Origin of the sequence: Castellaniella sp. (assembly GCF_049671645.1) — a bacterium.
Lineage (GTDB): Bacteria > Pseudomonadota > Gammaproteobacteria > Burkholderiales > Burkholderiaceae_B > Castellaniella.
Genome location: NZ_JBATVG010000022.1, coordinates 48,225 through 74,441 on the forward strand (window position 1 = coordinate 48,225; position 26,217 = coordinate 74,441).

Below are 26,217 nucleotides of genomic sequence, written 5' to 3' on the forward strand. Positions count from 1 at the left end.
CCCATTCGTAATCGTTCAATATTCGGTTCAATGCCAGGACATTCTCATTGCCATGCTTCTACAGCCCTCCTCTCGCGCTTTCGCCGACAGTGCGACGGGTTGTCATCTGGCCTTGTTCACTCCCACGAACTTGTTGACCAGTGCGAATGCCACTAAGGTGAATGCAAGCAGCCATACCCCCAAGGATGCGGCCATCCCCCAGTTGGCGTTTTGATCCGTGAAATACGCGATGTAATAGCTCACCATCTGGTCGTGGGGGCCGCCCAGGAACATCGGCGTGATGTAGAACCCGAGGGCCAGCACCCCGACCAGGACAATGCCCGCGCCCACGCCCGGCATGGTTTGCGGCAGGTACACCGTGTAGAACGCATATAACGGGTTCGCGCCCAGGGACAGCGCCGCTCGCGTATAGATGGGCGATATTCCCCGCATGACCGAATAGATGGACAGCACCATGAACGGCAGGAGGATCTGCACCATCCCGACATACAGCGCGCCCCGGGTATACAACATCGAGATGGGCTCGGTGATGAAGCCGAGCTGGGTCAGGACAGCATTGGCGATCCCGTCCTTCGCGAATATGACGATCCAGGCCAGGGTGCGCACCAGCAGGGAAGTCCAGAAGGGCGTCAGCACCAGGCCCAGCAGCACCAGGCGCAGCATCCCGCCCTTCGCGCTCGCCAGCAGGTACGCCAGCGGATACCCGAGCGCGAGGCACACCGCAGTCACGATGCCGGAGATCAGGAACGTTCGCAGCAGTGTGCTCGAATAGGCGCTGCCGCCCGAATCGCTGACATCTCCGTACTTCGTCCCGGTCATCCCGATCGTGCTGCGCAGGAAGAACGAGGTCAGTGTGGAGGACTCCCGGCGGATCAGCTTCCAGACATCCGGTCGGCCCCATTGGGCGTCGATGCCCACCAGGGTCTCTCTGTAGGATTGGACGTCGCCCTTGGGAAGCTTGCGCGCAGTCTTGTTGATCAGGGACATCAGCCCCGGATGCTGGTAGTTCAGGCGCCTGGAGAGGACGAACAGGTCCTGGCTGCCTTTCGCCTGCCTGAGGTCCTCGAACAGCGCCGCGTAGACTTCCTCGCCGGGTGTGTCGTGGCCGGACCAGCTGCCGATGGCGGCTGTCGTGCCGGGCAAGGTTTCCGGCACGACGCTGTTATCGACGCTCTTGAACAGGAAGAACGCGATCGCCGACAGGAACGTGACGCAGACGAAGGCGACGGCCGGCAACATGAGCAGTGCGGCGCCGATGGCCTTTCTCCTCTTGTCCCGTTTGTACTCTTTCTTGACGGTTTGCCTGTTGCCGGTCGTGTTCATCATGCTCTGGGTTCGTCTCTGTGCCCGTCACCGGGCGGAGTTACGGGCTCTGCAGCCCCAGTTCTTTCGAGAAGCCGCGCATTCCGGCCTCGAGGCGTTCCAGCAGGATGTCGACTTCTTTTTCCGTGATGTTCAGGGGCGGCGATATGATGGCTGCGTTGTTGTAGGGGGCCACGCCGGCGGGATAGACGATGAGCTTCGAATTGAAGCAGTGGCCGGCGAATTTCCTGCTGGCGTCGAGTTCCGTCGCCAGCGGCGTGTGTCGCACGGGATCGGCCAGCAGTTCAAAGCCCCACAGCAGCCCCCGGCCCCGGACGTCGGCCATCCAGGGGTACGCGCGGGACAGCCGCTCCAGGCCCGCCTTGAGCTGCGCGCCCCTGGCCCGCACGTTCTCCAGTATGTCGGTGCGCTGCATGTGGCGCACGACGGCCAGGCAGACGGCGGAGCTGAGCGGATTGCCGCTGAAGGTGTGGCCCTGGGGCTGCACGTCGCGGAAGGTCTCCGACACCCGGTTGTGATAGAGGACCGCCCCCATCGGCGTGTAGCCGGAGCTCATCCCCTTTGCTGTGACGATCATGTCCGGGGTCACGCCGTCGTGTTCGCAGCCGAACCACGTGCCCGTCCTGCCCAGGCCCGTGATGACCTCGTCGGCGATCAGGAGGACGTCGTATTTGTCGCAGAGCGCCCTCAGCCCCGACAGATAGCCGTCGGGAGGCGTCAGCGCGCCGCCGGCCGCGCCCACGACGGGCTCGACGATGATGCCGGCGATGGTGTCGGCTTTTTCGGCGAGCACACGCTCCCAGCTGGACAGGACCTCGCGCAGGTACTCGGCATCCGTCTTTTGCGTGGCGCGGAAGGAATACGGCGTCACCCCGAGGGCGAATTCATGCAGCAGGCTGCCGTAGTCCTTGCGGCGGCTGGCGTGGCCCGACATGGACAGGGAGCCCATGGTCATGCCGTGATAGCTGATGCTCTGTCCCAGCACGTCGACTTTGGCGGGCTTGCCCTTGAAGGCCCAGTAGTGAATGGCCGAGCGCAGGGCCAGTTCCGTGCCCTCGGATCCGCTATTGACCAGAAAGGCCCAGTCGAAGCCCTCGGGCGCAAGGCCGATCAGAGCTTCGATCAGCGCTTCCTTGCTGCGGCTGTTGAACTGCGTCCGGTAGGCGAAGCATATTTCGTTTGCCTGTTCCCGCATGACATCCAGGATGTCCGGCAGTCCATGGCCCAGCGACACGGCCATGGGCCCCGCGGAACCGTCCAGATAATCATTGCCGTCCTCGTCGTAGATGAAGACCCCTTTGGCCCGCGCCGCATAAGGCAGGTTCGGCGTCGCCGACAGGTTCACCCGGGAGGATGCCCCGGCATCGGACAATCTTGTATTCATGGCGTTTGCGCCTCTTTCACGAAAAAGAATCAGAAACCGATCTGGCTGCCGCCCTTGAGCTGCAGCATCGATCGGGCCTCATCGGGTGTCGCGACTTCCAAATTGAGTGCCTCGAGTATGGTGCGCATACGGGCCACCTGTTCGGCATTGGACGGGGCCAGAATCCCGGGGCCGATCCAGAGCGAGTCTTCGAGACCCACCCGCACGTTGGATCCCATGGCCGCCCCGATGGTGGCCAACGAGATCTGGTTGCGTCCCGCGCCCAGGATCGACCATTGGTAATGATCGCCGAACAGCCGATCAGCCGTCCGGCGCATGTGCATCAGGTCTTCGGGATCGGGCCCGATGCCGCCGAGGATCCCGAACACCGACTGGATGAAGGGCGGGCCCTGGATGAGGCCGCGATCCATGAAGTGCGCCAGGTTGTAGAGGTGGCCGATGTCATAGCATTCGAACTCGAAGCGGGTGCCGTTCTCGGCCCCGCTGCGCAGGATCGCCTCGATGTCCTCGTAGGTATTCCTGAAAATGAGGTTGCGGCTGTTCTCGAGGTGCTTGCGTTCCCATTCGTGCTGGAAAGACTTGAAGCGATCCAGCATGGGGAACAGGCCGAAGTTCATCGAGCCCATGTTCAGGGAGGCCAGCTCGGGCTTGAAGTGCAGGGCAGGGCGCATGCGGTCGGCGACGCTCATGTGAGGGCTGCCGCCGGTCGTGATGTTGATGACGGCGTCGGTCGCCGCCTTGATCTTCTGCAGGAACGGCAGGAAGTGTTCGGGTTCCTGCGACGGCCTGCCGTCCTCGGGGTGGCGTGCGTGCAAGTGCAGAATGGCCGCGCCAGCCTGCGCCGCGCCGATGGCTGCCTCGGCGATGTCGTCGGCGCTCACCGGCAGGTGGGGCGACATGCTGGGGGTGTGAATGGCGCCTGTGACCGCACAGGTGATAATAGTTTTTCTCTTGCCTGCCATGTCTTTCCTTGGTTGCACCAGAAGTAGTTGACGTACAGTACGAACTCAAGCGTCACTGTAGATTATTGTGATCACAGATCACAGATAGTGGTTACCCTAATGCCGAAAGAGAAGAACATAATGACCATCTCACTCAAACCGGCGCACCGGGCCGAGACCTTGGGCGCGAATGTGCTGAGCCAGATCAAGGAGCTGCTGCTGAGCGGTCAGCTGCAGCCGGGGGAGTCCTTGTCGCTGCGCTCCATGGCCGAGGCCATGGGGGTCAGCATGATGCCCGTGCGCGAAGCCGTCTATCAGCTCGTGGCCGACCAGGCGCTGGAGGTGGCGCCGAACCGGGCGGTGCGCGTGCCGATCATGACGGCGGAGCAGTTCGACGAAATCACGCGGATCCGGCTGCACATAGAAGGCTATGCGGTGGAGCTGGCGACCGGCCTTGCCGCGCCGGCGCTGATCCGCAGCCTGCGCGACCTGAACGAGGCGCTGTCGCGGTGCATGGAGGAGGGGGGAGATAGCCTGGCCAAGACCATCCTGTTGAACAAGTCCCTGCATTTCCAGCTATACGAGGCCGTGCGCATGCCTATGCTCATCAAGCTCATCGAGATCCTGTGGCTGCGCATCGGGCCGATCCTGAACTACGACCTGAGGGAGGGATCGGAGCGGACCCGCGCCCGCACTGCGGTGGGCCACCACACGCACATGATCGACGCCCTGGAGGCCGGAGATGCGGTCGGCGCGCGCGAGGCCCTGTGGCAGGACATCCAGAGCGCCTATCAGTACATCATGGCCAGGCGATACGCGCAGGCGGACGTATCCGCCGTGGCGGCCGGGCAGGGACATCCGTAGGAAGCGGTTTCGCCCTCCGGCCCGATGCCGGAGGCATGGGGCGGGCTTTCAGCCCCGGGACGAAGTGTGTTCCCGCGGGCTTCGGGCTGAATGGGTCGACACGCGCTGCGATAGGGGCGCAGCGTCTGGTCGATGTGGTCGGGGCGACATGATTCGAACATGCGACCCTCTGCTCCCAAAGCAGATGCGCTACCAGGCTGCGCTACGCCCCGACGAACTGCGAATTCTAACATGGGCCCTCGCCGGCTCCCGGGCGTCGGATCGCGGTACAGTAGCCGCATCCGACCGGGGAGCATGACCTGAAAATAGAGAGGGTGACGCGATGACGCCGGAGCAGTTATTGACGGTTGAACGAGCCCTGCTGGCGGGTGTGATGTCCGAAAACGCCTGGAATGCGGCCTTGATGCAGGTGGCCGCGCTGGCAGGCGCGTCCTATCTGGCCGTGATGAGCCGCGACAAGGGCACGGGGCAGTTCCATGTCACGGAGCCGGTCGAACTGTCCCCCCGGCTCCTGGCGGATTATGAAGCCGATTTCCGGGCGCTCAACCCCTGGAATGAGATAGATGTGCTGTCCGGCGATGGCGAGACCTATCTGGATTGGGACGTGCTGGGGCATGGTTTCATCAGGCGCAGCCCTTTTTATCAGGAGTTCATGCGGCCTCACGGGCTGGCGCACATGATGGGGCACCGGGTCGATACGGAGGAAGGGACGACCCACTACCTGTCCATCCACAAACAGGTGGGCGAGCCGGCCTTCGACGCCGGCGCGGTCGCTGTGGTGTCGGCCGTGCACGGCAGCGTGGGACGGGTTCTGGCGGTGCGTCAGAAACTGCGCGGTCTGCAGCAGGCGCATGCCTGGAGGCGGACTGCGCTGGATGCCTTGAATTTCCCCGTCATGCTGGTCGACGGGGCGGGACGCGCGCGGCAGGCCAATCGCGCTGCGGAAGCCTGGTTGTCCGGCCCCGGGGGCCGGCTCTTTGTCGAGGGTGCGGGGCGGGACAGACAGGCGCTGCTCGGCATCGTCCGGCAGGCCCTGGGCGGACCGGGGTCGCCATCGCGGCTCGCGTCGGTGCGCCTGTCGTTCGACGCGGACCATGCAGGCACCGCCTGCGTGGCGATCCCCGTGGGCGAGGGCGATGATCCGCCCGCCGTGCGCGCGGGGGCGGCGTTGCTGGTGATCTGGCCGACCCGGCCCAGGGCACCCGCGCAGGCGCTGCTGCGGCAGGTCTTCGGCCTGAGCGCGGCCGAGGCGCGGGTGGCCGGACTCATGGCGCAGGGGCGCACGCCGCAGGAAATCGCCGGCTTGCGGTCGGTCGGAGAAGCGACGGTGCGTACGCACATCAAGGCCATTTTTCGCAAGACGCACGTGCACAGGCAGCATGACCTGGCGCGGCTGCTGACGGAACTGGCCCTGGTGGACGCGCCGCCGGATTGAGCGCGGCGCGGGATGCGCGCGCTCTGACGTGAGCGCCCTGGTGGATGCGCCGGGTCCCGGCCCCGCCATCGGGCGCGTATTTCATTGCTAGGGAAAACCCCCGCGCTCCCCTGTTTTGGGGAGGCGGCGGAACGTCGTCGCCCCTACCATGCGTGTGGACATGCCCGGGCCATGGTTCGGCTTGGGGTGTGCCGGGCCCATCCATCCTCGACGCCTGTCGGGTGGGCGTCACTCACACAACGAACAGAATATTTTCAGGGAAGACCGGGTATGCGTGGACTCTATCGACTTCCGATCATGGCGATGGGCATGGTGGCCGTAGCGGCCTGCACGAATTTGCCGCAACTGCGAGAGACCCATACCTATGCTCAGCTCGACTGCCAGGAACTGCAACAAGAACAGACGGCGCTGGATGCCAGGGTGGAGCATGCGAAAGATGCGCAGGGGTTTGGCTTCATGGACTTCCTCGGCGCGGTGACATCGGGGCTGGCCGCCGGCATGGGGCGGGCGGATATCGTCCAGCAGCAGGATCAGATCGATCAGTCCCGTTCGCACGACCGGGAAAAGCTGGCGGTGGACGGCGAAGCCTACCAGAACAGGGCTGATCTCATCAACAAGATCCGCGACCTGAAGCAGTGTTAGCCGTATAGACCTATCAGCCTCATCCTCGGAGCGTTGAAATCATGATGAAGCGCATGTTCAAGAACAGAGCGGCCCAAGGCCTGCTGATGCTGGGTCTGGCCGCAGGATCGGGCGGTGCTGCCTATGCCCAGGACTGGCCTTGCGATTGCAGAAAAGTTGTCGCAAGCTGCCAGGCGACCATGGAAATCATTCCGACCAAGTCGCCCGGCACCAAGCTGTTCGGCGCCGATTTGCGTGTGCGCGCCAATGCGCCTTATTGCGCGAAAGTGGAATACTACATCGACAGCACGCCGCATATGACCCTGCTGACGGACGGCAAATACGCTGAAGACCGCTTGCTGGGCGTCGCCAAAAAAGCCATCCGCCCCGAGCAGGTGGAAGTCTTCAGCTGCAAAGTGTGCGAAAGCCGTGACGCATCGCGTCAGGCGGAAGACAAGCAGGCGCAGATACAGGCGCAAATCGATGCGCTGGTGAGCGAGTCCGTGCAGTCCGGCAATCTGCAGCCTGACTATTCCCGGGTTGCCGCGCCCCCGCCGCCCGACGCTTCGGCCCTCATGCAGTCGATGCAGCAGCTCATCCAGACCCACTCCGCCAACCAGAGAAGTTCATCCGCTCGCCAGGCCGCGTCCTCCAGTGGTGGACAGCGACGGTCCCGGGGAAGGTCTTATTGCCCTGGGCTGGGTGACTGTGGCATCAGAGAATGAATCGGCTCACTGCAAAAACAGTGCGGCTCTCGGCCTCGAGGGCATTCTTCCTATAGGGCGATAGCTCTATCCCGGCAGCCGCAGTTCCGGCAGCGTGTGCGCCCGATGGCGGTAGGCCCAGGTGGGCCACAGCGCGTGTGCCAGGGCGATTCGCGCCAAGTCCGGGTCGGGGGGCAGCGCCGTGTAGCCGTCCGGGGCGGCATAGCGGAAGAAATGCGGGGCCTGGTCCGGTTCCAGCACAGCCAGCATGTCGCCGCGCAGGTAGCCGTAGTGGTCCTCGTACTGCATCATGGCGCGCCCTCCGGTGCCGGGATCGTTCAGGTCGTGGCCGATCATGGGGTGGGCATCGCTGATCCCGATCAGTGACAGCAAGGTGGGAGGCAGGTCGATCTGGCTGATGATGCGTTCGTCGCGGCGCGGCTCGACGCCCGCGCCGACGATCAGCGCGGGGATGTGGAAATGGCGCAGCGGAATGCGCTGCGCGCCGCCCACGCGGGCATCGTGATCCGCCACGATCAGGAATACGGTGTTCTCCCAGTAGGCGCTGCCGCGCGCCTTCTCGAAGAATTGGCCGATGGCCCAGTCGGCATAGCGCACGGTGTTCTGCACCGTGGCCGGGTTGCCTTCGACCGCGATGCGGCCGGCCGGGTATTCCCAGGGCGTGTGGTTGGTCACGGAAAAGGCCAGGTGCAGCGTGGGCTGATCCGCGTCCTGCGACAGCAAGGTGTGCAGCTTGTCGAACATGTCCTCGTCGCTGGCGCCCCAGGTGCCGACGAAGGCCGGGGATTCGAAGGTCGGCAGATCGTGCAGTTCGTCGAAGCCGTTGCCCAGGAAGAAGCTCTTCATGTTGTCGAAGTGCGCTTCTCCCCCGTAGATGAAACGCGAACGGTAGCCATGCCGGCGCAGCAACTGTGCCAGCGTGAAGAAACGGCTTTGGGCGTCGGTCAGGCGCAGGGCGGCGTCCGACAGCGTGGGAGGAAATCCGGCGGTGACGGCCTCCAGGCCGCGCACGGATCGCGTCCCGGTGGCGTAGGCGCGGGTGAAATTCCAGCCGGTGGCGGCCAGCGCGTCCAGGCAGGGGGTGAGCCCCGCGCCACCCAGATTGCCCACGTATTGCGCGCCCAGGCTTTCCTGCACGATCAGCACCAGGTTGCGCGGGCGCGGCGGTCGTTGACTGGCGGGCTGGTGGTGCAGGGTGGGGATGTCCGGCGGGCCGGGCGCAATGCCGGCCTGCTCGCGGATGATGGCCTGCAGTTCCTGGTCCGGCAGGTCGCCGTACACGTCGGCGGCGGATCGTTCGTTCTTGATGGCGTACAGGGCGAACAGCACGTTGTACAGGGAATTCAGGGGCAGGGTGTTCAGCAGGCTGTCGCCGCACCAGGCGACCGAGGCCGGGTTGATGGGGCGGTGTCCCAGGGTGCCGCGGATGGCCAGCACGATGGCTGCGGCGATCAGCAGCGTCATGCCCAGGCGCCAGGGCCAGGCGGGCAGAGGATGCGGCTGCGCCTGCGCGAACAGCGCGTGCCCCAGCCAGGCGGCCAGCAGCAGCGTCACCAGGGCGGCGGCCAGCACCAGCTTGTAGCCTTTCCAGAGCATGCCGAAGACTTCCTTGGGGTACTTCAGGTAGTCCAGATACAGGCGGTTGGGCCGGCTGTCGTATTCCTGGATGAACTGGGGCGTGGAAATTTCCAGCAGCACGAACAGCAGCCAGACCCCCTGCAGCCACAGGCCCGTCAGCCAGATGGCCAGGGGCTGGTCGGCCAGCCAGGGGGCCAGCAGGGCGGGGATGCCGGCCCACATGGCGACTTGGTTCAGGTCGATGCGCAGACCCCAGCGAAAGATCGGCCAGGGGCCGCCGGCCGCTTTGACCCGGGGCCAGAGCCAGGCAGTCAATAGCAGGCGGCTGGCCGTCAGCAAAACCAGGAGTGCCAGGATGAAAGTGCCGATCTGGGTGAACATGCCGTGTCCTTGAACTGCCTGGTCAGGGAACCAGGGCGATGCCGATGCGCACTTGCGGATCGCTTTTCTGGTTGTAGCCTAACAGGGTTTCGCCGTATCCCCGGAAGTACTGGGCATACAGGTAGCCGTTCATGTGCAGGAAGGTCCGCTGCAGCGGCCAGGTCGCCTCGATCTGCGTGGCGTAGCCCTGGCTGCCCTGGCGGTACAGGCCCGACAGGCCCAGCCCGTTGTCCTGCGCCCAGCGCAGTTTCCAGTCCACGTAGCCCAGGTAGTCCTGATAGCCCATGTCGCGGTCGGTCGCGAGGTAGGCCTTGACGCGCGGCTGGAAGCTGAGCTGGCTGCCGCCGTCGAAGCGGTAGCTGAATTCCGGCTGCAGGTACACGTCGTTCAATGACCGCGAATCGTCGCCGTCCTTGCCGTTGGATTTGTGTTCGACGCCGGTGTTCAGGCCGAAGGTCCAGCGTTTGTCGGCGGTTTCCAGCAGCGATTCCCGGGCCCAGAACAGGCTGGGGTTGTAGGTCGTGTCCACGAAGGGGATGGAATCCGAATGCAGGTCCCACAGGGACGTCTGGGTATAGCCGAAATACCAGTTGTCCATGAAACCGGGGTGGGCCGGGTCCGCAGGGCTGAAGGGGCGGTATTTGAAGCTGAGCTGGAAGCGGGCGTTGGCCCCGCCCGTGCGGCCTGCGGCGAAATAAATGGGTTCGTAGGGAGAGAGCGCGTTGCGGAAGGTCTCGAAGGGCGAGAGCGCGGCAGGGGCCGTCGCGGTTTGTGAGGAAGCCGGGGGAATGGGCGTGGCGCTGTCGCTGAGCGTGGCCTGCGCCGGGGATGCGGCCGGGCCACCGGCCTGGGCGAGCTGGGGCGCATCGCCCACCCGCAGCGCCAGCAGCGTGTCGTCCGCGCCCTGGACGGTCAGGGTCAGCAGGCCGTGGGCTTGCGCCGGGACGGTGCCGGTCCAGGCCATGCGGGTGAACGTGTTGGCAGGCAGGTCGGCCGCATCGGACGATGTCCTTAACTGGAAATGCACCGGTGTGGTCCGGCCCTGGGCATCCGTCCATCGTCCGTTCAATTCCCGGGGCATGGGGCTGGACAGCGGGTTGCCGGAGTCGTTGACCAGCAGGCCTTCCAGTTCGACGGTAGCGCCGGGCGCGGCCTGGACGCTGCCCAGCCGCAGCACGAGTTCGGCTCGGGCGGCGGGGGCCAGGACAAGCAGCAGCGGAATCGACAGGGAAAGCAGGCGAAGAAAACGTGGAGCGCGCATGGAGAAGGCAGGATGGCGGACTATGCCCGAAACTGTAGCATCTGCGTCATCCGGCCTCCCGGGTCGCGATCAAAAATACCCGGGGAATCAGTAACAGAACTGATCCGACAGATTGCGGCGGGTGTGCCGGTATGGCCTTTTCCGTCGGTTTCAAACGGCCAGGCTGGCATTGTCGATCACGAAGCGATACTTCACGTCACCCTTGAGCATGCGTTCATAGGCTTCGTTGATCTGGCCGGCCCGGATCAATTCGATGTCCGCCACAATGTGGTGCTCGGCGCAGAAATCCAGCATCTCCTGCGTTTCGGGGATGCCGCCGATCATGGATCCCGCGAGGCTGCGGCGCTTCGTGATCAGGTTGAATACATTGGGCGACGGGTGGGGGGTGGCCGGCGCGCCCACCAGCGCCATCGTGCCGTCGCGCTTGAGCAGCGCGAAGAAGGCGTCCAGGTCATGCGGAGCGGCCACGGTGTTGAGAATGAAGTCGAGGCTCTTGGCGTGCGCGGCCATCTCGTCGGCGCTGCGCGAGATGACGACTTCATCCGCGCCCAGCGCCTTGGCCGCATCCCGTTTGGATTCAGAGGTGGTGAAGGCCACCACATGCGCGCCCATGGCATGCGCCAGTTTGATGCCCATGTGGCCCAGGCCGCCGATGCCGACCACTCCCACCTTGTGGCCCGGCCCCACTTTCCAGTGCCGCAGCGGCGAGTAGGTGGTGATGCCGGCGCACAGCAGCGGCGCCACGGCGGCGAGCTGCTCTTTGGGGTGGCGGACGCGCAGCACATAGTGTTCGTGCACGACGATCCGCTGCGAGTATCCGCCCAGGGTGTGGCCCGGCGCATCGGCCGTCGGGAAGTTGTAGGTGCCGATCATGTGATCGCAGTAGTTTTCCAGTCCCTCGTCGCAATCCCCGCAGTGCCGGCAGCTGTCGACGATGCAGCCGACGCCGACCAGATCGCCGGGGGCGAACCCGGAGACGTGAGCGCCGACGGCGGATACCCGCCCGACGATTTCGTGTCCGGGCACGCAGGGGTAGAGCGTGCCGGCCCATTCGGAGCGCACCTGGTGGATGTCCGAGTGACAGACGCCGCAGTAGGCGATGTCGATTTGCACGTCATGGGGGCCCGGCGCGCGCCGGGTGATGTCCATGGGTTCGAGGGGCTGGTTGCCGGCGTGGGCGCCATAAGCTTTGGTGGTCATTGCAGTACTCCTGTTTCAGTGCGCGTCGTCTACTTTTTCCAGCCAGTCCACGACCTTGCCATCCAGCGCTTCGGCAATGGCGATATGGGTCATGGCGGCCGTGGGCGAGGCGCCGTGCCAGTGCTTGACGCCTGCGGGGATCCAGACCTGGTCCCCGGGGTGGATTGATCGCTCGGGGCCATCCCATTCTTGCACGAACCCCGCGCCGGCGGTCACGATCAGCGTTTGTCCGAGCGGGTGAGTGTGCCAGGCCGTGCGCGCGCCCGGTTCGAAGGTGACCGTGGCGCCGCCGACCCGCGCCGGCGTGGCGCCTTGGAAAGGCGCATCGATGCGGACGACGCCTGTGAAGTATTCGGCCGGCCCGGGTACCGAAGGCTGCGATCCGATGGTTGTGACTGTGATCATGGGGGAACTCTCCTGGGTGATGCCGGAGTTCAGTGTAGGGCTAAGCTCATTGGCTGATAAGATAGAAATATCAGAATAGTCTGGTGCATGAAATTCACCAATGATGGCGGATAACCTCAACGATTTGCGTGCGTTCGCGGCCGTGGCGCGGGAACGCAGCTTTACCCGCGCGGCGGCGCAGCTGGGCATGTCGCGCTCGGCATTGAGCCATGCCATGACGGCGCTCGAAGCGCGCCTGGGGGTGCGGTTATTGGCGCGCACTACCCGAAGCGTATCCACGACGGACGCGGGCGCGCGCCTGCTGCGCACGCTTTTGCCCATGCTCAGCGAGCTGGAAGGGGAACTGGCGTCCCTGCGGTCGTCCAACGCCCGGCCGGCCGGGACGGTGCGGATCACCGCCAACGACCATGCCATCGGCACGGTCCTATGGCCCAGGCTGCGTGAGGTATTGCAGCGCTACCCGGATGTTCAAGTGGAACTGAGCGTCGATTATGCCTTGACCGATATCGTCGCCCGTCATTTCGACGCGGGGGTGCGTCTGGGCGACGTGGTGGACAAGGACATGGTCGCGGTGCGCATCGGCCCGGATGTGCGCATGGCAGTGGTGGGGGCGCCCTCGTATCTCAGGGGCAAGGATCTTCCGGCCGTCCCCCAGGAATTGACCGAACATCAGTGCATCAATTTGAGATTGCCCACGCACGGGGGGCTTTACGCCTGGGACTTCGAAAAGGGCAAGCGGAGGCTCTCGGTGCGGGTGCAGGGGCAGCTCGTATTCAACAATACGTTCCTGATGCTGCAGGCCGCCTTGGATGGGCTGGGGCTGGCCTATGTGCCCCTGGATGCCGCGGCGTCGCATCTTGAGGAAGGACGCTTGGCGCCTGTGCTGGAACCCTGGTGGCCCACGTTGCCGGGATACCACCTGTACTATGCGAACCGGCGCCAGATGGCGCCGGCGCTTGCGCTCGTGATCGACGCCTTGCGGTATCACGCCGCCCCCCGCGCAGCCGCCCCTGGCGGCTGAGACTCGCGCTCCGGGCAGCCGGCGCGATGGCGCCGGGCGGCCTTGCGAGGCCGGTGCGATCGTTCAGATCACTTCCAGGCGCCCCATCATGCCCAGGTCTTCGTGCTCCAGGATATGGCAATGGAACATGCGGATGCCTTTGGCGGCCTGCATGATGCGGATGCGTACGGTTTCCCGGGCCTTGAGATTGACCGTGTCGTACCAGGCGCGAAACGGTTCCCGGGCTGTGCGCCCGTTGATCATGCGTTCCAGCACGGCGAACTGCGTGCCGTGGATGTGGAAGGGATGGTCCATGTCCGAATCATTGACGATTTCCCAGTCTTCCCATGCGCCGGTCGGACTGCTCAGGTCGACGCGCCGCATGTCGAAGGTTTTGCCGTTGAGCATGAACTGCATCATGGAGGGACGCCCGTCCGTCATCATGCTCTTCATGTCCGTCATCCCCATGCCGCCCGGGGACATCGTGTGCTCCATGGCTTGCGCGCCGTGCGACCCATGGGCCATGGACATGCCTTCGCTCATGACGACCCGCTTCCGTGCGCTTGCCTTGGGCAACGCCTGGAATGGCCGTAGCGGTTGCGGCAGCGAGAGGGGCCGCGGTTGCCGTACGGCACTGAAATCCACCTGCATGAGCGGGATGGCGGAGGTCTCGCTCGCGCCTCCCATCTTGCCGCGCGCATAGGTCTCTGCCACCAGCGCGCCGCCACGTCCACCCGCAGCGGTCACCAGCAGTTCGACGCGCTGGGCCGGTGCGACCAGGATTTCCGATAAGCCCGTCTGTGCCTGCTCGATACGCCCGCCATCCGTGCCGAGCAGCGTCAGGTCGTGCCCCGGCAGGGCCAGGCGCAGATAGCGGGCGTTTGTGGCATTGAGGATATGCCAGCGTTCCCGCCCGAGCGCGTCGAAAGGCAGCGTGGGGCGGTTCAGGCCGTTGACCAGGGCGAACTGGCCTTCACGGCCGTTCATCCAGTCCATCATGTCGTTTTCCGGGATCATGCCGAGCGCCGTCAGCCGCAGGTCGGTGATGGCGAGAATGCGCTCGGGAATGGCGGAGAGCGCGTCCTGTCTGGCGCGCACCCGGATGGCCCCGGCCAGCCCCCGATAGACCTGCTCGCCGGACCGGCCGTGCGGGTGGGGGTGATACCAGTACAGGCCTTCGACGTCATCGGGGATGTGGAAACGGTACGTATGGCTCGCCCCCGGAGCCACCGCGGCGTCGGGATTGCCGTCCTGGTCCGGAGGCACGGGCAGGCCGTGCCAGTGGATCGTGGTCGGTTCGGGCAAGCGGTTCTCGAGCGTGATCTCGACTGCATCGCCCGCCTGGAGATCGATCAGCGGACCGGGAAACTGGCCGTTGTAGGCCCAGGCCTGGGTCATGACGCCGGGAATCAACTCGATTTTTGCGGGCGCGGCGACGAGCGTCGCCCTGAACATACCAGGTTGCGCGGCGGTGTTCCCCAGCGTCGCTGGCGCCGCGAAAGGACGTCCGGGCGGAATGGCGTCGCTGGCGGCCAGCGATCCCTTGCGCGCCCCTGCTGCGGACGGATCGTGTGGTGGCTGCGGAGAGGGCGCGCCGCCAGCGGCGTGGTGCATGTGTTCCATGCCCAGCGCGGGCCGGACCCCTGTGGCGAGGGCCAGGCCGGCCGAACCCGCCAGGCTCGTCAGAAAATCTCTACGTCGCATGGATTCACCCCTTGTCCCTTGTATCGGATGCTTCGTTGCATCTGACGCCCAGCGCCAGTCGGATTGCTTGGAAGTCTGATCCTTACCCTGGGGGGAAGGTCAAGTGCGGGGTTGAATCGGCCGGTTTTTGGTCCGCCCTACTGGATTCGAACCAGTGACCTACGGCTTAGAAGGCCGTTGCTCTATCCAACTGAGCTAAGGGCGGTCAGGCAGGGTGTCGGCGGGGTCGCCGGGCGCGGACCGGTCGCCGCGCGGCGATTGCGCCATGCCTGTGAATCCTGAATTCTAACGTGCAAATCACGGATCGGTGTTTTCCCTGATCCGGGGCCGCTTTAACGGGAATGTAAGGTCTCCGTAAGACCCGACCTCTAACTTGCGGGCGGATAGAAATTCATCCCCCATTACAAGTAGGAGACCCCCATGGGAGACCAGCAGACACAGCGCATCGTGTCCAACCCGAAATACCAGCACCTGCGCCGCACCCGCCTGCGCTACGGCTGGACGCTGACCGTGGTCATGTTGATCGTGTATTACGCCTTCATCGGCGTCATCGCCTTCGACAAGGAACTGTTCGCCCTGAAACTGGGTGAAGGCGTCATGACCTGGGGCATTCCGGTCGGCTTCGGCGTCATCGTGTTCAGCGTGCTGATCACAGGCCTGTACGTGCGCCGCGCCAACAGCGAGTTCGATCGCCTGACGCGCGAAATCGCGCAGGAGGCCTGAGATGCACCGCATGACTGCGCGCGCCTTGAGCGCGCTGGCCCTGACGGGCATGATGGGGTCGGCCTGGGCGGCCGGCGGCGACCTGGGCGAATTGCAGCGGCAGCCGACCAACTGGACGGCCATCGCCATGTTCGCTGTGTTCGTGCTGCTGACCCTGTGGATCACCAAGTGGGCGGCCAAGCGCACCCGGTCCACGGCGGATTTCTACACGGCCGGCGGCGGCATCACCGGCTTTCAGAATGGGTTGGCGATTGCTGGGGACTATATGTCGGCGGCGTCCTTCCTGGGGATTTCGGCCGCCGTCATGATCAATGGCTACGACGGCCTGATCTATTCCATCGGCTTCCTGGTCGGTTGGCCGATCCTGACCTTCCTGATGGCGGAGCGCCTGCGCAATCTGGGCAAATTCACCTTTGCCGACGTGGCGGCCTACCGTTTCAAGCAGGGTCCGATCCGCGCCTTCGCGGCATCCGGCACCCTGGTGGTCGTGGCCTTCTACCTGATTGCGCAGATGGTGGGCGCGGGCCAGTTGATCAAGCTGCTGTTCGGCCTGGAATACTGGATCGCCGTGGTCGTGGTCGGCGTGCTGATGATGGTCTACGTGCTGTTCGGCGGCATGACGGCCACGACCTGGGTGCAGATCATCAAGGCCGCGATGCTGCTGGCCGGGGCGACCTTCATGGCCCTGATGGTGCTGGCGCACTACGGGTTTTCGCCGGAACGCCTGTTCGCCGCCGCCGTCGAGGTCAAGACCCTGGCGGCCCTGAATGCCGGCAAGGATGCCGCTCAGGCCGGGTCCCTGGGCCAGTCCATCATGGGGCCGGGCAATTTCATCAAGGATCCGATCAGCGCGATTTCCTTCGGCATGGCGCTGATGTTCGGCACGGCGGGCCTGCCGCACATCCTGATGCGCTTCTTCACGGTGCCCGATGCCCGCGAAGCGCGCAAGTCCGTGTTCTGGGCCACGTCCTGGATCGGCTATTTCTACATCCTGACCTTCATCATCGGTTTCGGCGCCATCGTGCTGGTGTCCACCAATCCGCAATTCCTGGATGCGGCCGGCGCGCTGATCGGCGGCGGCAACATGGCGGCGGTGCACCTGGCCGATGCCGTGGGGGGCAATGTGTTCCTGGGCTTCATGTCGGCCGTGGCCTTCGCCACGATCCTGGCCGTGGTGGCCGGGCTGACGCTGTCGGGGACTTCGGCGGTGTCGCATGACATCTACGCCACGCTGGTCAAGAACGGCAAGGCCTCGCGCGAGCAGGAAATGAAAGTGGCCAAGATCACCACGATCATCCTGGGCATCATCGCGGTGGTGCTGGGCATCGCCTTTGAAAAGCAGAATATCGCTTTCATGGTGTCCCTGGCCTTCGCGGTCGCCGCGTCGGCGAACTTCCCCGTGCTGTTCATGTCCGTGCTCTGGAAGGGCTGCACCACGCGCGGCGCCATGATCGGCGGTTTCGCCGGCCTGATCAGCGCCGTGGGGCTGACGATCGTGTCGCCGTCCGTGTGGGAGGCCACGCTGGGCCACCCGGCGGGATCCGCCTGGTTCCCGTATGCGTCGCCGGCGCTGTTTTCCATGACCGTCGGCTTCGTGTCGATCTGGCTGTTCTCGGTCACGGATCGCAGCGATCGCGCCCGCATCGACCGGGCCGGCTTCGAGGCGCAGACCGTGCGCAGCGAAACCGGCATCGGCGCGGCGGCAGCCAGCGCCCACTGACCGGTCTCGCGACACGGTGATCGGGCCGCCTTTGGGCGGCCCGATGCGTTGACTGCCCCGCAGTATCATGAACCTCTTGACGCATTTTGGAACCTTTCCCATGAATCCGCATTCGCCCGACACACCCGATATGGCATCCTGGCACGAACAGACCGTGGTCCTGCATGGCGACGCAGCCTGCCATCATGATGCGGCGGTGGTGCCGCCCATTCATTACAGCGCGACGTTCCGGGCGGAATCGGCGGAAGAATTCTCGGCCATGGCGACCGCGGTGCGGCCGGCCAATTTCTACACACGCCACGGCAATCCGGTCAACAAGCACGTCGAGGCCATCCTGGCGGGGCTGGAGGGTACGGAAACGGCGCTGCTGACCGGATCGGGCATGGGCGCCATCTGCACCACGATTCTGGCCTTGCTGAAGGCGGGCGATCATGTCGTGGCGCAGCAGCGTCATTACATGAGCACGTCCAAGCTCTTTTCCGAAGTCCTGACCCGCTACGGCGTGCAGGTCAGTTTCTTCGATCAGACGGACCTGGACAGCCTGAAGGCCGCCTTGCGGCCCGACACCAAGCTGATCATGGTCGAGACCCCGGTCAATCCCAGTCTGTCGATCACGGACCTGGCGGCGGTGGCGGCGATCGCCCGGCCCCGGGGCATCCTGACGGTGGCGGACAATACCTTCGCCTCGCCCCTGAATCAGCGCCCCCATGACCTGGGGATCGATATCGTGGTGCATAGCGCGACCAAATATCTGGGCGGCCACAGCGACATCATGGCGGGCGCCATCTGCTGCAGCCAGGAACTGGCGGAAAAGATCTGGAAAATGCACGTCACGCTGGGGGCGGTGCTCTCGCCCATGGACGCCTGGCTGCTGTTGCGCGGACTGCGTACCTTGTCCCTGCGCATGGAACGCATCAACGCCAACGCCCTGGCCGTGGCGCAGTGGCTGGAATCGCGCCCGGAAGTCGAGCGGGTTCTGTATCCAGGGCTGGAAAGCCACGCCCAGCATGACCTGGCCGCCCGCCAGATGAAGGGCTTTGGCGCCATCGTGGCGTATTCGATCCGGGGCGGCTATGCCGCCACCCAGCGCTTCGTGTCGGCGCTGAAGCTGGCGACCCAGGCGGTCAGCCTGGGCGGGGTGGAGACCCTGGCCGTGCATACGGCCTCGATGTGGGCCAGTTCGATGAGCGAGGCCGAGATGCAGGCCGCCGGCATCGAGCCCAATTTCGTGCGCATGTCCGTCGGCGTGGAACACATCGACGATTTGAAGGCCGACCTGGCGCAGGCGATGGCCCGGGCGCAAATCCAGACTCAGGCCCGGGCCGGAGCGGTCTGAGGTCGAGCCCGGGCGGGCGCGCCGCGCCTGCCCGGACTTGGGAGCGGCAGCCTGGGCGCGCGTGGTCCGGCGGATGCCGGCCCGCGCCTGCGGCTTAGTTCAGCCCGGCCTTGTCCAGCCCGTATTGCTTGTCGGCCGACCCCGGGACGGCCCGGAAGGCGACGCTCAGGCGATTCCAGCCGTTGATGCCGACGACCAGGAAGGACAGGTCGGCCAGTTCCTGTTCGGACAGCTGTTCGCGCACCCGTGCGAACAGTTCGTCCGGGATGCCGTGGGGCGGCAACTGCGTCAGGGCCTCTGTCCATTCCAGGATGGCTTTTTCCTTGGCGTCGAAGAGCGGCGATTCGCGCCAGACGGCGACGTGGTGCAACCGCAGCTCGCGCTCGCCCGCGAGCTTGCCTTCTTTCACGTGCATGTCCACGCAGAACGCGCAGCCGTTCAATTGCGAAGCCCGCAAGGTGACCAGGTGGCCGATCTTGGCCAGGAAGGGGTTCTTGTGCAGGGTCTGGCTGAAGTCGGAATACTTCTGGGCGGCCTCGGGCGAGGCCTTGAAATAGTTGAGGCGTTGGGTCATGGTGTCATCCGAAAGGGTTCATCGAGCGAGCCTTTTCATTCTGCACCATTTCGGTCCCGTATGCAGGGCGCTACAGGTACGGGCTGGCCAGCCAGATGATGCGGTTGCGCAGCTGTTTCAGGAACGGGATGGCCTTGAGGGATTCGAGCGTGACCGGGTCGGAGGCCGCGATTTCGCGGTCGATGCGCTCGGCGATGCGGCGCGCCATGACGGGGTCGTAGATTTCCATGTCCAGCTCGAAATTCAGCCGCAGGCTGCGCGGGTCCATGTTCGACGAGCCTACGTACGACCAGCCCTCGTCGATGGTGATCAGCTTGGAGTGATCGAAATTGCCCCGGCTGCGCCAGATCCGGCAGCCGCCCGCGATCACCTGCGCCAGCTGCGCGGTCATGGCGTAGTTCACCAGACGCAGATTATTGCGCCCCGGGATGACGATATCGACCTGGATGCCTCGCCGGGCCGCCGTATTCAGCGCCCCCATCAGGGTCTGGTCGGGCAGGAAATAGGGCGACTGGATGCGCACGTGCCGCTGGGCGACGGCCAGGGCGCCCAGCAGCACGTTGTGGGTGGCGGCGATGAACCGGTCGGGGCTGGAACGGATGCAGCGGGCCGGCACCTGATGTTCGGGGGTGTCGGCGGTGCGTTGGCACCAGTCTTCGATGCGCAGACGTTCGCGCGTGGTGAATTCCCAATCGTTGGCGAAGACGGCGAAGAGCTGGGTGGCGACAGGCCCCTCGATGCGGAAATGGGTGTCGCAGGCGGCGTGGCGCCCCGTCAGGGATGCCATGAAGCCTTCGCGGATGTTCATGCCGCCCATGAATCCCAGGTGGCCGTCGATGAAGAGGATCTTCCGGTGGCTGCGCAGGTTGGCGTATGGCATGCGCAGGCCCAGCATGTTCGACATGAACAGTTCCGTGCGGATGCCGTGGCGGCGCAGCAGGTGGATGATGGGGGGCCGGGAATATCGGGAGCCCACCGAATCGATCAGGACCCGGATGACGATGCCCCGGTCGTGGGCTCGGCGCAGGGCTTCGGCGAACTGCAGGCCGATCCGGTCGTGGTCGAAGATGTAGCTTTGCAGGGCGATGCAGTGGGTGGCCGAGTCGATGGCCTGCAGCATGGCCGGGTAGGCCTGGTCGCCGCTGTCGAGCAGGGTGATGTGGTTGCCGTCGTGCAGGGGGAAGCGGCTGATGCGGTCGCACAGCACGCGCAGGGATGCGAACTGCGGACCGGCCAGGGGCGCGACGTCTTTGACGGGTTCGCGGGCATGGTTGACATAGTCCTTGATCAACCGGCTGCGCTGGGTGGACAACTGGTCGTGGCGGATCCGGTTGATGCCGGCCACCAGGTACAGGAACGGCCCCAGGAACGGCGACATCAGCACGACCCCGACCCAGGCGATGGCTGCCCGCACGTCGTTCTTGTTCATGGCCGCGTGCACGGCGGCGAATGCGCTCAGGGTCAGCGAGATGGCCGCCACCAGGTGCGGCCAGTAGTTCGACAGGAATTGCGAGATGGCCAGCATAGGGATCAGGCCTTGTCGGCGCCGGCCGGGCGCTGTTGCAGAGAATCCAGCCAGTCCGGGTTGGGAGCGCCGGGCCCGGCATATTGCTGGTTGCGTGAATTGGCCCGCCAGACCCCGCCGCCGATGCCGGGGGCGGGTTCGGTCCGGTACCAGAACCAGCGGCCGTCCGCGTCCTGGGCGGCCCAATCCCAGTCGGGCGGCGCGCTTGTCCAGTCGGGCGAGTAGGGTGGGGCGGCGTGGTGCGTCATGGAAATCCGGGCGGATGGCAGGGCTGATGGGCCGGCGCCGCCGCGGATGCCCGGGATTCCCGGGCGGGCGCGGCTAGTGAGCGGCGATCAGATTCTGACGAATCTTGTCATAACCCAGGTTGAAAAGAAACCCGTAGGGCAGGTAGAACAAGACGAAACCGATATCCAGGATCAGCGCTTGCCATAGGGAAATGTCCAGCCACCAGGCCACGAAAGGAATGGCGATGATGATCAGCCCGCCTTCGAAGCCGCAGGCATGGCCCACGCGCACCCAGTAGGTGCGGTCGAACCCCAGGCGCGCCTGCAGACGGTCGAACAGCCAGTTGTAGATCATGTTCCAGGTGACGGCGATGGTGGCGATGGCGGCGGTCATGATGCCCATGTCCAGGGCGGAATGGCCTGTGATCCAGGCGGCCAGGGGGGCGGAAATGCCGATGGCCAGGATTTCGAACGCCAGCGCATGAAGGACGCGTTCGGATAGCGATCGATGATGAATCTGCATGGGAGAGTGTGTGCTATGGAGGCGGTGTCGTCACCGCGTTCAAGCATCTCAGGCGGGGTCGTCCCTGCCTGGCCCGGAAACCGGGGAAAAGATGGGGTGACCGATGGGGCTCGAACCCACGACAACCGGAATCACAATCCGGGACTCTACCAACTGAGCTACGGTCACCACTGAGAGAACAAGGATTCTAGCATGGCTGTAAACCTTTTGCTGAAATGCGCCCGACCTCTTGATCGCCGCTGCGTTTTCAGTCATGTTATGGGTTGTGGTTTCGATCGGGCCGGGCTCATGCCAGCCGGGCCTCTCCTCTAAAAGGAAACGCTTATGGCACAGATTTTCGTTGTCCATCCCGAAAACCCGCAGTCCCGCCTGCTGCAACAGGCGGGCGATCTTTTGTCCCAGGGCGGACTGGTGGCCGTGCCGACGGATTCCAGCTATGCCGTCGTCGCCCGGCTGGACGACAAGGCGGCGGCCGACAGCCTGCGCCGCCTGCGCGGTCTGGACGATCGCCATCACCTGACCCTGCTGTGTCGGGATCTGGCGGAAATCAGTCATTTCGCCAAGGTCGAAAACACCCATTACCGTCTGCTCAAGCTGGCTACGCCGGGCCCCTGGACCTTCATCCTGGAAGCCACGAAAGAAGTCCCCCGCCGTGTGTCGCATCCTTCGCGCAAGACCATCGGCATCCGGGTGCCGGATCACCGGGTGGCCCGCGCCCTGATCGAAGCCGTGGGTTCGCCGCTGCTGTCCACCACCCTGATCCCGCAGGGCGAGGCCCTGCCGCTGAACGACGCCCAGGACATCCTCTCGCGGTATCAGCATGACCTGGCCGCCATCGTCGACGGCGGCGCCTGCCCCTTCGATCCGACCACCGTGATCGACCTGACCCGGGACGTCCCGCAGGTGGTGCGGGTGGGGCGCGGCGATCCGGCCACGCTGGGGCTGCAATAGCGGTTATGCTTGCGGGGATTGCCGGCGCGGGCCGGCTCCCTTGCCAGCCCCCTCATGGATCAACTCATCCAGACCATCGCGGTCTACGCCTTGCCGGTCCTGTTCGCCATCACGCTGCACGAGGCCGCCCATGGCTATGTGGCCCGTTTCTTCGGTGATCCCACGGCCCAGCAGGCCGGCCGCATCAGCCTGAACCCGTTGCGCCACATCGATCTCATGGGCACCATCGTCGTGCCCCTGGTGCTGCTGTTCGTCACGCGCTTCATGGGCGGCGGCCTGCTCTTTGGCTGGGCCAAGCCCGTCCCCGTCAACTGGAGCCGGCTGCGCCGTCCCAAACAGGACATGCTTTGGGTGGCGCTGGCCGGTCCGGCCTCCAATTTGCTGCAGGCCATTGTCTGGGTGCTGCTCTGGCGGCTGATGCTGTCCACCGGCGTGGCGCAGGGCGCCGACAGTTTCTGGACGCTGATGGCGCATGCGGGCGTGCAGGTCAATCTCATCCTGATGGCCCTGAATCTGCTGCCCTTGCCGCCGCTGGATGGCGGGCGTATCGTCTTTAGCCTGCTGCCCCCGCGTCTGGCCTGGCAGTATGGCCGCATCGAGCCCTACGGCCTGGTCATCCTGATCGTGCTGATGATGATGGGCTGGCTCTGGCCCCTGATGATGCCGCTGCTGAAGTTCGGCGAGTGGATTGTCAACGGATTTTTGTAAATCAGTCGCGCGAATCCGGTAAACTTGATTTTTTTATCGCCTGGGATGTCGCCCGGGCGTTTTTCGGAGACATTCTTCATCATGGCCGGTGCGGATTCATCCCTTCCAGTCTTTCAGGGCAGCATGGTCGCCCTGGTCACGCCCATGCATCCGGATGGGCAACTGGACCTCGATGCCTTTCGAAAATTGATCGACTGGCACATTGACCAGGGCACCGATGCCCTGGTGGTGGTCGGGACATCGGGCGAATCGCCTACGGTCACGGTGCAGGAACAGGCCGAACTGATCGAACTGGCGGTGCGCCATGCCGATGGCCGCATCCCCATCATCGCCGGCACGGGCGGCAATTCCACGGCCGAGGCCATCGAACTGCAGCGTCATGCCTATGCGGCGGGCGCGGCGGCCGGCCTGACGGTGGTGCCCTACTACAACAAGCCCACCCAGGAAGGCCTGTATCAGCACTTCCGGGCGATCGCCGAATCCGTCGAGCTGCCCAGCATCCTGTACAACGTGCCGGGCCGCACCGTGGCCGACCTGTCCAACGAGACGATTCTGCGCCTGGCGCAGGTGCCCGGCATCATCGGCGTGAAAGACGCCACCGGCAACATCGCCCGCGGCGCGCAACTGATTGCCGCCGCGCCTGCGGATTTTCATGTCATCAGCGGTGACGACCCCACGGCGGCCGCCCTGATTCTCCTGGGCGGGCGCGGCAATATCTCCGTCACGGCCAACGTCGCTCCCCGGCTGATGCACGAACTGTGCGCGGCAGCCTTGCGCGGCGACGTGCCCGAAACCCGGCGCCTGAACACGGTGCTGTCCACCTTGAACCGGGTCTTGTTCCTGGAAGCCAATCCGATCCCGGTCAAATGGGCGGTGGCGGAAATGGGCCTGATCCAGATGGGCTACCGTTTGCCCCTGACGCCCTTGTCCGATTCCTTCCGCACGGTGGTGCGCCAAGCCTTGATTGATGCAGGTTGCCTCTGAAATGATAATGAAACGTACGCCGTTTTCCCTGGCCAGCGTCCTGCTGCTCAGCTTGCTGGCGGGTTGCTCCACGCTGGGCCAGTTGACCGGGCAGACCGAATCCATTGAATACAAAAGCACGGTCACGGGCGATCCGCTGTCGGTTCCGCCCGACCTGACCCAGGCCAGCGACAACACCCACTACAAGGCCCCCGAAGGCACCGCCAGCCTCAGCGCCTATTCCGCCAGCCAGCGCAACCAAAGCGCCAACCCGGCGGACCGCGTTCTGCCGCAGACGGCCGGCATCCAGGTGATGCGCGACGGCACGCTGCGCTGGCTGGTCGTCAGCGAGACCGCCGAAACCCTGTACCCGAAGATCATCGAATTCTGGGGGGATCAGGGCTTCACCATCCAGTCCCAGAATTCCAAGGCCGGCCTGATCGAGACCGACTGGGCCGAAAACCGGGCGAAAATCCCCGAAGGCTGGCTGCGCAGCGCCTTGGGCAGCGTCCTGGACCAGGTCTTCGACAGCGGTGAACGCGACCGCTTCTCCACCCGTCTGGAACGCGTCAACGGCAAGACCGAGGTCTACATCAGCCATCAGCACATGGAAGAAACCCCCACGGGGGACGGCACGGCCTTCAAGTGGGTCTTCGGCAAGGAAGATCCGGGCCTGAACGCCGCCATGCTGGCGCGCCTGATGGTGTACCTGGGCACGGACCAGCAAAAGGCCGCGCAGGAAATCAAGAACGCCTCGACGGATGCCGGTCCCGGCACCACGGCCCAGCTGGCCGATGGGCAGGCATCCCTGACCGTCAACGAATCCTTCGACCGGGCCTGGCGGCGCGTCGGGGTGGCCATCGATTCGGCCCGCTTCACCGTCGAGGATCGCAACCGCGACCAGGGCGATTACTACATCCGCTACCTGGACACGGACACCGGCGAAAAGATCGAACAGCCGAACATCTTCGGCCGCATGTTCGGCAGCAAGAATTCCGCCGAACCGCAAAAGCTGCGGGTGCATCTGGCGCAGCAGGGCGCGGGCACCGCGGTCACCGTGCTGAATGCGGACGGCCAGTTGCTGACCGACGCCACGGCGCGCCGGATCTTGTCGGTGCTGAACAAGAACCTGAAGGACACGCAGTAGGACCGGCTTCCACGTCACCAAGGTGCGCCCTTTGGGCGCACCTTTTTTTTACAGCGTGCTTTATCAACAGTACGCTTGCCCTCGGCGCTCGATGCGGGGTCGTGGCCTCAATCGCTGAAAAAATCCATCAATTGGCGGGTCACGACTTCCGGCGCCTCTTCCGGGATGTAATGGCCGCATGACTCGATGACGCCACCGGTCGCTGAATCGGCGACTTGCTTCATGGTGCGCAGTAGTGCGTCGCGCACACCGTCACTGGCACCCCAGGCCATGACCGGGATTGCCAGGGGGTGTTCACCTCGCTGGCGGTTGCGCTCCAGGCCGCCTTCATTGAACAAGGCCCGATAGTAGTTGAAGCCGGCGCGCGCGGCGCCCGGAGCGCTGAAAACGCGGGTGTATTCATCCAGGTCCGCTGGCGTGATCGCCGATCGGTCGCGCAGTTTGTTGCGGAACAGCCAATCCAGGTACAAGCGCTCGCGACCTTCCACCAATTGTTCCGGTAAATCCTGGAGTCGATTGAAGCCAAAATGCCACGTCCTGGTATTGGCGACTTCATCCACGATCCCGGCGGGTGCGGGTGGCGTAATACCCGGCAAGGCTGCGTCATAGAGGGCCAGCCGGCGGATATCTCCCGGGTGGTCCGCCGCCCAGGCATAGGAGATCCAGGCGCCTACGTCATGTCCGGCCACGTCGAGGGGGCCGTCAGACATGAGTTGCAGTGCTTCGGCAAGACGGTGAAAGTCGTTCGCGACTGTGCTCAGGTCGTAGCCCTGCGCCGGTTTGTCCGAATCGCCCATCCCCCGTGGATCGACAGCCAGGACGCGCCTCCCGTGCGCAGCCAGGCCCGGCATGACCTTGCGCCATGCATACCAGCTTTGCGGCCAGCCAGGTACCAACAGCAGGGGCTTGCCCCGGCCGCACTCCGCGAAGTGCAGATTCACGTCTCCGACACGAATGTGGTCGTGATGAAAGGATGAGGGGTTGTCGTGGTTCATGGA

At 64.8% G+C, this 26,217-nt stretch carries 25 protein-coding genes and 3 tRNA genes; 12 read left to right on the forward strand and 16 right to left on the reverse strand.

Annotated features, from left to right (window positions below; all coding sequences use genetic code 11):
• Positions 1 to 102: 102 nt before the first annotated feature.
• The 3 genes from WBG56_RS10670 to WBG56_RS10680 are packed head-to-tail and all read right to left on the reverse strand — an operon-like array spanning position 103 to position 3,669.
• Positions 103 to 1,326: an ABC transporter permease gene (locus WBG56_RS10670; RefSeq protein WP_424268080.1), complete on the reverse strand. Its 1,224-nt coding sequence runs from the start codon at positions 1,324 to 1,326 to the stop codon at positions 103 to 105.
• Between the two features lie 37 nt (positions 1,327 to 1,363).
• Entirely contained in the window at positions 1,364 to 2,707 is a 1,344-nt protein-coding gene (locus tag WBG56_RS10675) for an aspartate aminotransferase family protein (RefSeq protein ID WP_424268082.1), read from the reverse strand.
• Positions 2,708 to 2,736: 29 nt separating this feature from the next.
• Entirely contained in the window at positions 2,737 to 3,669 is a 933-nt protein-coding gene (locus WBG56_RS10680; RefSeq protein ID WP_424268084.1) for a 3-keto-5-aminohexanoate cleavage protein, read from the reverse strand.
• 120 nt (positions 3,670 to 3,789) lie between these two features.
• On the opposite strand from WBG56_RS10680, the gene WBG56_RS10685 reads away from it, so the two are divergent.
• Positions 3,790 to 4,512: a GntR family transcriptional regulator gene (locus tag WBG56_RS10685; protein ID WP_424268086.1), complete on the forward strand. Its 723-nt coding sequence runs from the start codon at positions 3,790 to 3,792 to the stop codon at positions 4,510 to 4,512.
• 135 nt (positions 4,513 to 4,647) lie between these two features.
• On the opposite strand, the gene WBG56_RS10690 is transcribed toward WBG56_RS10685, so the two are convergent.
• Positions 4,648 to 4,724: transfer RNA gene (locus WBG56_RS10690), tRNA-Pro, on the reverse strand.
• A 128-nt stretch (positions 4,725 to 4,852) separates the two neighbouring features.
• Here WBG56_RS10690 and WBG56_RS10695 point away from each other — a divergent pair.
• The 3 genes from WBG56_RS10695 (at position 4,853) to WBG56_RS10705 (ending at position 7,293) form a co-directional block, all read left to right on the forward strand.
• Positions 4,853 to 5,947, forward strand: a complete 1,095-nt coding sequence (locus WBG56_RS10695) for a helix-turn-helix transcriptional regulator (RefSeq protein WP_424268088.1) — start codon at positions 4,853 to 4,855, stop codon at positions 5,945 to 5,947.
• 270 nt (positions 5,948 to 6,217) lie between these two features.
• Positions 6,218 to 6,589 carry a hypothetical protein gene (locus WBG56_RS10700; RefSeq protein WP_424268090.1) on the forward strand — a complete coding sequence of 124 codons (372 nt, stop codon included), beginning with the start codon at positions 6,218 to 6,220 and terminating at the stop codon, positions 6,587 to 6,589.
• 41 nt (positions 6,590 to 6,630) lie between these two features.
• On the forward strand, positions 6,631 to 7,293 hold the full coding sequence (locus WBG56_RS10705; RefSeq protein ID WP_424268092.1) for a hypothetical protein: 663 nt from the start codon (positions 6,631 to 6,633) through the stop codon (positions 7,291 to 7,293).
• A gap of 66 nt (positions 7,294 to 7,359) precedes the next feature.
• Here WBG56_RS10705 and WBG56_RS10710 read toward each other — a convergent pair whose 3' ends face one another.
• The 4 genes from WBG56_RS10710 to WBG56_RS10725 form a co-directional block, all read right to left on the reverse strand.
• A complete protein-coding gene (locus WBG56_RS10710) occupies positions 7,360 to 9,252 on the reverse strand; it encodes an LTA synthase family protein (RefSeq protein WP_424268094.1) in 1,893 nt (630 codons plus the stop codon).
• Between the two features lie 22 nt (positions 9,253 to 9,274).
• On the reverse strand, positions 9,275 to 10,513 hold the full coding sequence (locus WBG56_RS10715) for a phospholipase A (RefSeq protein ID WP_424268096.1): 1,239 nt from the start codon (positions 10,511 to 10,513) through the stop codon (positions 9,275 to 9,277).
• A gap of 150 nt (positions 10,514 to 10,663) precedes the next feature.
• Positions 10,664 to 11,713, reverse strand: a complete 1,050-nt coding sequence (locus WBG56_RS10720) for an NAD(P)-dependent alcohol dehydrogenase (RefSeq protein ID WP_424268098.1) — start codon at positions 11,711 to 11,713, stop codon at positions 10,664 to 10,666.
• A 15-nt stretch (positions 11,714 to 11,728) separates the two neighbouring features.
• Positions 11,729 to 12,118, reverse strand: coding sequence for a (R)-mandelonitrile lyase (locus WBG56_RS10725; protein WP_424268100.1), 390 nt, complete (start codon positions 12,116 to 12,118; stop codon positions 11,729 to 11,731).
• 100 nt (positions 12,119 to 12,218) lie between these two features.
• Between WBG56_RS10725 and WBG56_RS10730 the strand changes: the two genes are divergently transcribed.
• Positions 12,219 to 13,139, forward strand: a complete 921-nt coding sequence (locus WBG56_RS10730; protein WP_424268102.1) for a LysR family transcriptional regulator — start codon at positions 12,219 to 12,221, stop codon at positions 13,137 to 13,139.
• A 63-nt stretch (positions 13,140 to 13,202) separates the two neighbouring features.
• On the opposite strand, the gene WBG56_RS10735 is transcribed toward WBG56_RS10730, so the two are convergent.
• Both WBG56_RS10735 and WBG56_RS10740 read right to left on the reverse strand, forming a co-directional pair.
• Positions 13,203 to 14,822 (reverse strand): multicopper oxidase family protein, encoded by a 1,620-nt coding sequence (locus tag WBG56_RS10735; protein WP_424268104.1) that lies wholly within the window; start codon positions 14,820 to 14,822, stop codon positions 13,203 to 13,205.
• Between the two features lie 128 nt (positions 14,823 to 14,950).
• Positions 14,951 to 15,027: transfer RNA gene (locus tag WBG56_RS10740), tRNA-Arg, on the reverse strand.
• 215 nt (positions 15,028 to 15,242) lie between these two features.
• On the opposite strand from WBG56_RS10740, the gene WBG56_RS10745 reads away from it, so the two are divergent.
• From WBG56_RS10745 to WBG56_RS10755, 3 genes are all read left to right on the forward strand, one after another.
• Positions 15,243 to 15,545 (forward strand): DUF485 domain-containing protein, encoded by a 303-nt coding sequence (locus tag WBG56_RS10745; RefSeq protein ID WP_424268106.1) that lies wholly within the window; start codon positions 15,243 to 15,245, stop codon positions 15,543 to 15,545.
• 1 nt (position 15,546) lies between these two features.
• Positions 15,547 to 17,265 carry a cation acetate symporter gene (locus WBG56_RS10750; protein ID WP_424268108.1) on the forward strand — a complete coding sequence of 573 codons (1,719 nt, stop codon included), beginning with the start codon at positions 15,547 to 15,549 and terminating at the stop codon, positions 17,263 to 17,265.
• Positions 17,266 to 17,365: 100 nt separating this feature from the next.
• Positions 17,366 to 18,601 (forward strand): trans-sulfuration enzyme family protein, encoded by a 1,236-nt coding sequence (locus WBG56_RS10755; protein WP_424268110.1) that lies wholly within the window; start codon positions 17,366 to 17,368, stop codon positions 18,599 to 18,601.
• Between the two features lie 94 nt (positions 18,602 to 18,695).
• On the opposite strand, the gene WBG56_RS10760 is transcribed toward WBG56_RS10755, so the two are convergent.
• The 5 genes from WBG56_RS10760 to WBG56_RS10780 form a co-directional block, all read right to left on the reverse strand.
• The gene (locus WBG56_RS10760; protein ID WP_424268112.1) at positions 18,696 to 19,175 is read right to left on the reverse strand and encodes a carboxymuconolactone decarboxylase family protein; all 480 of its coding nucleotides are present in this window, start codon (positions 19,173 to 19,175) and stop codon (positions 18,696 to 18,698) included.
• Between the two features lie 70 nt (positions 19,176 to 19,245).
• The gene (locus WBG56_RS10765) at positions 19,246 to 20,700 is read right to left on the reverse strand and encodes a phospholipase D-like domain-containing protein (RefSeq protein ID WP_424268114.1); all 1,455 of its coding nucleotides are present in this window, start codon (positions 20,698 to 20,700) and stop codon (positions 19,246 to 19,248) included.
• A 5-nt stretch (positions 20,701 to 20,705) separates the two neighbouring features.
• On the reverse strand, positions 20,706 to 20,948 hold the full coding sequence (locus tag WBG56_RS10770; protein WP_424268116.1) for a hypothetical protein: 243 nt from the start codon (positions 20,946 to 20,948) through the stop codon (positions 20,706 to 20,708).
• Positions 20,949 to 21,021: 73 nt separating this feature from the next.
• A complete protein-coding gene (locus WBG56_RS10775; RefSeq protein ID WP_424268118.1) occupies positions 21,022 to 21,450 on the reverse strand; it encodes a multidrug/biocide efflux PACE transporter in 429 nt (142 codons plus the stop codon).
• Between the two features lie 92 nt (positions 21,451 to 21,542).
• Positions 21,543 to 21,618, reverse strand: a tRNA-His gene (locus WBG56_RS10780).
• 156 nt (positions 21,619 to 21,774) lie between these two features.
• Between WBG56_RS10780 and WBG56_RS10785 the strand changes: the two genes are divergently transcribed.
• From WBG56_RS10785 to bamC, 4 genes are all read left to right on the forward strand, one after another.
• Complete coding sequence (locus WBG56_RS10785) at positions 21,775 to 22,401, forward strand: L-threonylcarbamoyladenylate synthase (protein WP_424268120.1); 627 nt, start codon at positions 21,775 to 21,777, stop codon at positions 22,399 to 22,401.
• A 54-nt stretch (positions 22,402 to 22,455) separates the two neighbouring features.
• The gene (locus WBG56_RS10790; RefSeq protein WP_424268122.1) at positions 22,456 to 23,109 is read left to right on the forward strand and encodes a site-2 protease family protein; all 654 of its coding nucleotides are present in this window, start codon (positions 22,456 to 22,458) and stop codon (positions 23,107 to 23,109) included.
• A gap of 81 nt (positions 23,110 to 23,190) precedes the next feature.
• Complete coding sequence (gene dapA, locus WBG56_RS10795; RefSeq protein ID WP_424268124.1) at positions 23,191 to 24,093, forward strand: 4-hydroxy-tetrahydrodipicolinate synthase; 903 nt, start codon at positions 23,191 to 23,193, stop codon at positions 24,091 to 24,093.
• Between the two features lies 1 nt (position 24,094).
• A complete protein-coding gene (bamC, locus tag WBG56_RS10800; protein WP_424268126.1) occupies positions 24,095 to 25,219 on the forward strand; it encodes an outer membrane protein assembly factor BamC in 1,125 nt (374 codons plus the stop codon).
• Positions 25,220 to 25,326: 107 nt separating this feature from the next.
• On the opposite strand, the gene WBG56_RS10805 is transcribed toward bamC, so the two are convergent.
• Entirely contained in the window at positions 25,327 to 26,214 is an 888-nt protein-coding gene (locus WBG56_RS10805; protein WP_424268128.1) for an alpha/beta fold hydrolase, read from the reverse strand.
• Positions 26,215 to 26,217: the final 3 nt, after the last annotated feature.